Origin of the sequence: Xaviernesmea rhizosphaerae (genome assembly GCF_001938945.1) — a bacterium.
GTDB classification, from domain to species: Bacteria; Pseudomonadota; Alphaproteobacteria; order Rhizobiales; family Rhizobiaceae; genus Xaviernesmea; species Xaviernesmea rhizosphaerae.
On record NZ_MKIO01000025.1, the window covers coordinates 179,319 to 185,318 of the forward strand.

Consider the following 6,000-nt stretch of genomic DNA (forward strand, 5'->3'; position numbering starts at 1 on the left):
GGCGCCCCTCCTCTTCGGCACTGGGATCCGGGCATGATTGCCTGTCCGGCCGAGGCGCTAGAGCATCGGACTGAAAACAGTCCTCAGTGCGATGCTCTAGATTTTTGTTTTTGCATCGAATTTTTCCGAAAACCGGTTCCCACTTTTCGGTCCGAGGCTCTAACGTTTCTTGTTTTTGCCTCGGATTCTTCGGAAACGGGCCCCTCTTTTCACAGTACACGACAGAATGATTTGCGACCCTGGCTGGCCCCCTCATCCGACCCTTCGGGCCACCTTCTCCCCGTTGGGGAGAAGAGACGTGCGGCACCGCTTCGCCCCGCCTCCACCCATAATAAAATGCAGTTTATGAAAATTTTTCAGAGAGTTGGATGGAGGCACGGTGCTGTCGGCTAGGTCTCTTCTCCCCAGCGGGGGTCCGAAGGACGGGACGAGACCCGTGGCTCGTCCCCGGTCGGGTGCCGGCAGGCGGATGAGGGGGCGCCGCGGCCCGCAAACAGGAGTGTCGTGAGCTGTGCCCTCTTTCCAGTCCAGTGCTCCAAACCATCGTTTTATGGCATCTCTTTAACGAAAAGCCGGCGCCCAATTTCGTGCGAGATGCTTAAGCGCGACAGGGCAAACGCAAACGGGGCCCGACCTTTCGGTCGAGCCCCGCAATCAGGATCAGGCTGAGCCTGACGCGACGATTAGAAGTCGCGCTGCAGACGCAGGAAGCCGGTCCACTTGCTGTCGTCGACGTTGCGCGGAGCATCGTCGAACTTGACGTAGTTGACGGTTGCCAGCGTGCGCAGGCCTTCCGTGATCTTGTAGCCAGCCGTTACGCCAACCTTCCAGGCGTCGCTCGACGAGAACGAGCCGCGAGCGGACGGGTTCGTGTCGATGAAGCCCAGCGTACCGGCGCGGTAAGCGGTGTTGACGTTGCCGAAGTACTGGGCAGCCGGGGTGATGGTGACCTTGTCGGTTGCCTTGATGGCGTATTCGGCAGCGACGGTCCACTCGGCAGCCGAGTAGTAGGCGTTCGGGTTGGTGGCGTAGATGCCCGACAGGCCAAAGGTGCCCGGGCCGACATCGGCGAACATCATGCCGCGGAAGGCAGCTTCTTCGGCGTCGAAGTCGTAGGACGCGATAACGTCGGCCTTGACGGCGCCGAGGGTGAAGCCGAGCTTACCGGACACGCCGATGTTGTCGTTCCACTTGTTGTTCACACCGCTGTCGAGCTCTTCAACAGCAACGCCGGCCAGGAAGGTGCCGCCGTCATAGGTGTAACGGATCGCGTTGAACAGGTTCGAGCCCAGTTCGTCGGTTTCGCCGGAGAGACCATCGTCCCACCAGTTGTAGAAGTAACCGACGTCGAAGCCAGCGACGTTGATCCATGCGCCATCAACGAAGGCGTCGCCTTCGGTGTCGGCCTGCAGGTTGATGTAGGACGAAACGGCGCCGAATTCGGTGTCGTTCTTGGCGGCGAAGGTCAGGTAACCGCGGCTGTAGGCGTCGATGTCGCCGCCATTCGGGTAGCTGTTTTCGCGATAGCGGAATTCGGTACGGACGTAGCCGCCGATCTTCAGGCAGGTTTCGGTACCGGGGATGTAGAAGTAGCCCTTACCGAAGGCGTCGCAAACGCGAACGTATTCCATGGGTTCCGGCTCGGCAGCGACGATTGCGTCAGCAGCCTGGGCGCCGGAAACGACTGCCATGGCAGCCGCGGAGCCGAGAAGAAGGCTCTTGATGTTCATTTCTGACCTCCAGTCAAAAGTTTCAACGGGTCTGGGTTTTTGCTGAAGGACAGCGTTCCCTGCCCCATCCCCAACATTTAAGAAGTCGGACGATCAACCGCCCTTGCTTCCGAGGTTGAAAATACCCGACCGGGCCCGTGGCGCAATCACCAACTTCCTCCTGCCCCCCTTCCGGCATCCCCTTCGCCATGTCCTGTTGCTCAAACGACACAAAAACGCCCAAGGCGGGGCAGGCTGTTAAGAAAGCGTTAAGAAAATCCTTTGTGTTTCAAGGCTTAAAGCGGCGTTTCCAGCTGGCGGAGGCCCCGGAATTGTGGCAGGCGCAAGCGATTCCTGCCCCATATCGGAGCATGTCGGCGGCCCCGAGCCGGCCGTTTCGGAGGGTCCGGGACGGAATCACGTCGAGGCGGCATGACTTCCGGCGGGGATGATTCCCGCTCCCGTTCTCCGCCCGACCGAATCCTGACAAGGGACCCGCTGCCATGCGGCGGCACCCCGACCCGCCGGTCGCACACTCCTTTGCAGGGAGGAGCGCAAGAGAGCCTTCCCGATGCCTTTGCCTGAAATCATTGCCGGAATTTTCCTCCGGTCATCGAGTTCCTCATTTCTGACTGGAGGTCAGAAATGAACATCAAGAGCCTTCTTCTCGGCTCCGCGGCTGCCATGGCAGTCGTTTCCGGCGCCCAGGCTGCTGACGCAATCGTCGCTGCCGAGCCGGAACCCATGGAATACGTTCGCGTTTGCGACGCCTTCGGTAAGGGCTACTTCTACATCCCCGGTACCGAAACCTGCCTGAAGATCGGCGGCTACGTCCGTACCCAGCTGAACTACAAGGAAAACGGCTACGGCGTGAACAAGGATGGCGACATCGACGCCGCTTCGCGTGGTTACCTGACCTTCGCTGCCAAGAACGACACCGAGTTCGGCGCGCTGAGCGGCTACATCAACATCGAAGCTGATGCTGAAGGCACCACCTTCCTCGATGGCGCATGGATCAACATCGCTGGCTTCGACGTCGGTTACTTCTACAACTGGTTCGACGATGGCATCAACGGCGAGACCGACGAACTCGGCTCCCCCAAGACCCTGCAGAACTCGATCCGTTACACCTATGACGGCGGCGCGTTCACGGCTGGCGTTTCGGTTGACGAACTCTCCGGCAGCGGTTCCTCGTTCAGCAACAAGTGGAACGACAAGATCGGCCTCGGCGCCAAGCTCGGCTTCACCGCCGGCGCTGTTAACGGCTGGGTTATCGGCAACTACGACTTCGACGCCGACGAAGCTGCTTTCAAGGGCGTCCTGACCGCCGCTCTCGGCCCGGGCTCGCTCCAGATCGGTGGCGTCTACGCGACCGACCCGAGCTACTACTGGACCGCTTCGCAGTGGACCGTTGCCGCTTCGTACGAGCTGAAGGCAACCGACAAAATCACGATCACCCCGGCTGCTCAGTACTGGGGCGAAGCCCACATCAAGGACAACGGCAGCTTCGGCGGCGCCGATGCCTGGAAGGTTGGCGTAACCGGCGGTTACAAGATCACGGACGGCCTGCGTTCGCTCGCCACCGTCAACTACAAGAAGTTCGAAGGCAACAACGGCGGCGATCAGTGGACCGGCTTCCTGCGTCTGCAGCGCGACTTCTAATTCGGATTTAATTCCGGATCAGCCCCTCGCCTTGTCGGCGAGGGGCAACCCTCAAGAGCGGCCTCCTGATGTTTCATAAACTTCAGGTTCGGTCGCTTTAAGTATTTTTGGAACAAAACACGAACATTCTAAATTAGTCATTGATTCTTCACAAACCCGTGATCATGGTTTGACACATCGGTTCGGCCGCCGCTGGGACGCTCTTGCTCTCAGCTTGGCACTGCCGAGCCAGGGTGTCCGCGTGGCTCCATGATTTTTTTGGCCTGCCCCCTCCGAAAGAGCCCGCCAAGGGCGCTTCGGATCAGGATGGCGACTGTTTAAAGAGTGTCACGCTCAGGAACGCAGCGTGACGCAAGGAGAGTGTTTTGATGCAAGCCAGTTCGGTCGAACCCGCATCCTTTGGCAGCCTCGGCTTTTCCACCCTGTCCTATCGGCTGACGGCAAGCCAGCGGACGGTCACGACGCACACCTTGATCACCCTGCTTGAACGCTATGGCGATACGTTGTGGGAGGCCGGCAAGCATCGCAACAACGTGACCGGCTTTCTCTACGATCTCTATGAAATGATGCCGCAAAAGGAATTTTCGGCCTTCAGCCAGGAGATGCTGGACGATCTGGTCAATGGCCTGCGTCGGCGCGGCAACAGCAACGCCACCATCAACAGGAAGCTGTCCGCCCTGTCCAAGCTCCTGAGGAAGGCGAGCAAGATGGGCGATATCGGCACCCTCCCCGATTTCAGCCGGCAGAAGGAAAAGGCCGGACGCATCCGCTTCCTCGAGGTGGGCGAGGAGGACCGGCTTTTCGGCGCCTTGCGCGAGACCTCAGACCTCTATTATCGCCTCTGCATCTTTCTGGTGGACACTGGCGCCCGTCTGGGTGAGGCACTCGGCTTGCGCTGGAACGACCTGCAGGGATCGATGGCCACCTTCTGGATCACCAAATCCGGGCGCAGCCGCTCCGTTCACCTGACGACGCGCGCTCGCGAAGCCGTTGCCGCCTCGAAGGGCAAGGGCCTCGGCCCCTTTGAAGGCATCGACCAGCAGCAGTTCCGTGCAGCCTGGAAAAAGGCCAAGGCCCAGATCGGCCTCGCGCATGATGACGAACTGGTGCCGCACGTGCTGCGCCATACCTGCGCGTCGCGTCTCGTGCGCGGAGGCATCGATATTCGCCGCGTTCAGATGTGGCTCGGGCACCAGACCCTGCAAATGACCATGCGCTATGCGCATCTCGCCTCTCAGGATCTGGCCGTCTGCCTGCCGGTGCTCGAGCGCAAGGGTGCAAGAGGCTAAGGCGTCGCACTGAAATGCGGGACCCGGTTTTTCGCGGCAGGCGCGCTCCACTGTCTTGTCCCGAAAACCTGAGATATTTTCCTAGACGGCTCTCGCGGCCGACCCTGCGGCTGCGCGATCCCATGGCCGGTTTGCGGGAGGCCCGGCCTGTTTCGTCCCTTAGAGTAAAGAAGCCCCGAGGGCAGATTGGATAAGTTGCGGCGACGGTGGTGCGCGCATGCGGCGAAGGCCGACGCTCAATCGTGGAGATTGCACTGAAAAAATCGCTATCCGTCCGACGCGCAGAGGCCTGTCCGCCAACAGCCTGTCAGCAAGCGCGGAGCAACGACTCACAGCAATCCAAAGCGAATAAGCGGGACCCGACGCTCAACCGCCAGCATGAAGCTTAGACGAAGCGTCGAGAGCGCATTTCCACTCAGCCGGAGTGCGCCATTACTTCACAAGACTTAACAATTTGAAGACAAATGGCTCCCCGGGCCGGATTCGAACCGGCGACCTGTCGATTAACAGTCGAATGCTCTACCGCTGAGCTACCAGGGAACGTCTGCGGCGTTTGCCGCTGCAGAAGTGATGCTGCTATTACAAAGGCTTGTTCGATTTGCCAAGAGGCTTTTTGAAAAAAAGTGCATTCTCTTGCGAAACGGGGGCGGGAGCGCCATTTGCCCTGGGGATAAGTGCGATCCGCCGCTTCGGCCGGCGGATGGCAGGCGGGCGGCGATCGGAGGCCGGCAAGCGCGTGGGCCGAAACGGGGCCACATGTGCGCAGGCGGCCCTGCTGCCGGCTCGACGCGCGGCTCGAACGGTAGCGCCGCGGGGCATGTGCCTGCGGTCTTGAGATCTCGCAGGCCCCCGCGCTCGGCCATGCATTCGCTGCTGAGTGTTGCCGACGTGAAGGGTCGGGATGGGCCGCATGCGAGGCGGCCGGCGCAAACCGCGTGATCAGGCAACCCTTGAAAGGATCGGAAGACAGAATGACGTCACAGACCACCAAGCGCTTCGGAATCAATGCAGCCACCAACCGGCTGCACATGGGGCGCGTCTCGCTGCCGCTGCCGAAGTCGCGCGCGCCCCGGATTGCGCTGGGCACCTCACTGGTGATCGGTGGCTGTCTGGGGTTCCTGCCGATCCTCGGCTTCTGGATGGTGCCGGTCGGCCTGGTCGTGCTGTCGCAGGATATCGCCTTCGTGCGCCGCCGCCGCCGCCGCGTGACCCTGTGGTGGGGCCGCCGCCAGCAGGCCAGGCAGGCGCGCACAGGCCGCACTGCCGCCGGGCAAGTCGAACAGGCCGGACAAGCCGAGGGATAAGACGGCCCCGGCGACAACGGCACCCAGCGAGGGGGG

The 6,000-nt window shown here is 61.1% G+C and carries 4 protein-coding genes and 1 tRNA gene; 3 read left to right on the forward strand and 2 right to left on the reverse strand.

What is annotated here, in order from left to right; all coding sequences use genetic code 11:
* Positions 1-683: 683 nt before the first annotated feature.
* Positions 684-1,730 (reverse strand): porin, encoded by a 1,047-nt coding sequence (locus BJF92_RS09275; RefSeq protein WP_075634469.1) that lies wholly within the window; start codon positions 1,728-1,730, stop codon positions 684-686.
* A 624-nt stretch (positions 1,731-2,354) separates the two neighbouring features.
* Between BJF92_RS09275 and BJF92_RS09280 the strand changes: the two genes are divergently transcribed.
* Together BJF92_RS09280 and BJF92_RS09285 are read left to right on the forward strand one after the other, a co-directional pair.
* Positions 2,355-3,371 (forward strand): porin, encoded by a 1,017-nt coding sequence (locus BJF92_RS09280; RefSeq protein ID WP_075634470.1) that lies wholly within the window; start codon positions 2,355-2,357, stop codon positions 3,369-3,371.
* A 368-nt stretch (positions 3,372-3,739) separates the two neighbouring features.
* Complete coding sequence (locus BJF92_RS09285) at positions 3,740-4,660, forward strand: tyrosine-type recombinase/integrase (protein WP_078057946.1); 921 nt, start codon at positions 3,740-3,742, stop codon at positions 4,658-4,660.
* A 465-nt stretch (positions 4,661-5,125) separates the two neighbouring features.
* On the opposite strand, the gene BJF92_RS09290 is transcribed toward BJF92_RS09285, so the two are convergent.
* Positions 5,126-5,200: transfer RNA gene (locus tag BJF92_RS09290), tRNA-Asn, on the reverse strand.
* Between the two features lie 431 nt (positions 5,201-5,631).
* On the opposite strand from BJF92_RS09290, the gene BJF92_RS09295 reads away from it, so the two are divergent.
* Complete coding sequence (locus BJF92_RS09295) at positions 5,632-5,964, forward strand: hypothetical protein (RefSeq protein ID WP_075634471.1); 333 nt, start codon at positions 5,632-5,634, stop codon at positions 5,962-5,964.
* Positions 5,965-6,000: the final 36 nt, after the last annotated feature.